Origin of the sequence: Agathobaculum desmolans ATCC 43058, assembly GCF_000701665.1 — a bacterium.
In the GTDB taxonomy this organism is placed as follows: domain Bacteria; phylum Bacillota; class Clostridia; order Oscillospirales; family Butyricicoccaceae; genus Agathobaculum; species Agathobaculum desmolans.
The window spans coordinates 1-1,486 of sequence record NZ_JNJN01000094.1 but is presented as its reverse complement, the minus strand read 5'-3'; the positions used below and the strand labels follow the sequence as shown (position 1 = coordinate 1,486).

2 protein-coding genes are annotated in these 1,486 nt (G+C 54.2%); both read right to left on the bottom strand.

The features are described 5' to 3' along the window. Nucleotides 1-585: 585 nt before the first annotated feature. Entirely contained in the window at nt 586-765 is a 180-nt protein-coding gene (locus T363_RS0113720) for a hypothetical protein (RefSeq protein WP_031476749.1), read from the bottom strand. Between the two features lie 436 nt (nt 766-1,201). Next, nucleotides 1,202-1,324 (bottom strand): hypothetical protein, encoded by a 123-nt coding sequence (locus tag T363_RS16740; protein ID WP_278247029.1) that lies wholly within the window; start codon nt 1,322-1,324, stop codon nt 1,202-1,204. Between the last annotated feature and the right edge of the window lie 162 nt (nt 1,325-1,486).

Below are 1,486 nucleotides of genomic sequence, written 5' to 3'. Positions count from 1 at the left end.
TTGTGGTTCTTGATGTAGATGTTGTTCTTGTACATAATATACTTCCTTTCCGATTCGCCAAGTGCCGGGCTGCGCCCGGTTGCTCACTGGACGCGCCTGCGGGCGCAGTCCGGGCTTTTCGCCCTGTCCGTATAGTTGGTTCCTCCCTATCCCTTCGGATATCCGGCGCGTCGCTTCACGCCGTTTGGTCAATCAGGCATAAAAATCACCCCCTTCGGGGCAAATCAAAGCCCCGCCTTGACACAGGCGGGGCATGTGGTATAATAGCTATACAAAGGGGCGCTGCCGGCAGACGGTTTTAGCCCTTAAAGCAAATGGTGAAATGACCGCTTACTTTTGGAAGGGTAGGGCGGTCATTTTGCATATATGGTCAGTATGTAAAGCACAAAAGCTGCGCATACCATGAAACGTAACAGTCTCATCCACACATGATCACCCCCTTTCACAAGGGAGTGGCTATAACCGCCCGCCGCTGGGAACGACAGCGCCCGCTGATATTATATCACCACACGCCGCCCCTGTCTATTCAGTTACCGCCCGTCCGGGGCGGCTTTTTGTTCGCTTTTGGTCAAATATGCAAAACATTTACGCCGCCGTACCGCCAAATTCCTCCGGCACCAGCTCCGGCAGGCTGCATTCATTCACCAGAATGTCCGCCACCTGCTGGCGCAGCTTCGCCGGTACGTCCGCAAATACCCACGGCTTCCGGGTTTTGGGGTTTTCCACCTCCATGCAGATTTTGCTTGCGTATAACATTGCCATCATTTCCGTCTCTCCTTTCGACAAAATAAAATATAGGTTCAGGGCGATGGCCGCCCAAAACTTACGCATAAACGATGTTGCCCATCTCTAACAGGCAATCCTCTAAAAAGGTTTGATGCTGCGCCTGCAGCTCGTTCTGTGCCCGCAGGCGGGCTACTTCGGCCTTTAACACCTCCGCCCCTGCTGATGCGGTCGGCGAGGTAGCCGTGCAGCTGCGTCTCGTATGCAAGCTTATCCAGCATGTTGGTATATTCACTGCCGCTCTCTACGGCACCGGAAACGAAAGCAGTCGTCGCAATATTAGTCGAGCTGTCACCGGTTTCCGGGGTCGGGGCGGTGGGCGTACCGGTCAGCGCTGGAGAATCCAGCACATCAAAAATCGTGCCCTCTCCAACGCGCTGCGGTTTCTTATACTTCGTATCCACAACAGTGCCCACCTTCAAGCTGAAATCCACTGCACACGATCCTCTACTGAAACCGCCTTGCGGCTGCCCATAACGGTCATAACACCGTCATAGGTCATCTCGAGCCACTTTCGTTCCAAATCAGGATTGCCCAGCATGCTGTCACCTCATCTTACGGTAGGTGTTCATCTGTGTGCGGTGATCTGTCAGGAAGTCGTCCGAGGAGACAAGCATCTTGTCCAGACCGTCAAAGCCCGCGCTGCCCTTGTCGCCGTTGATGGCGGTGTTGTGGAACAGGTTGATCGTCGCTGCGATCTTCT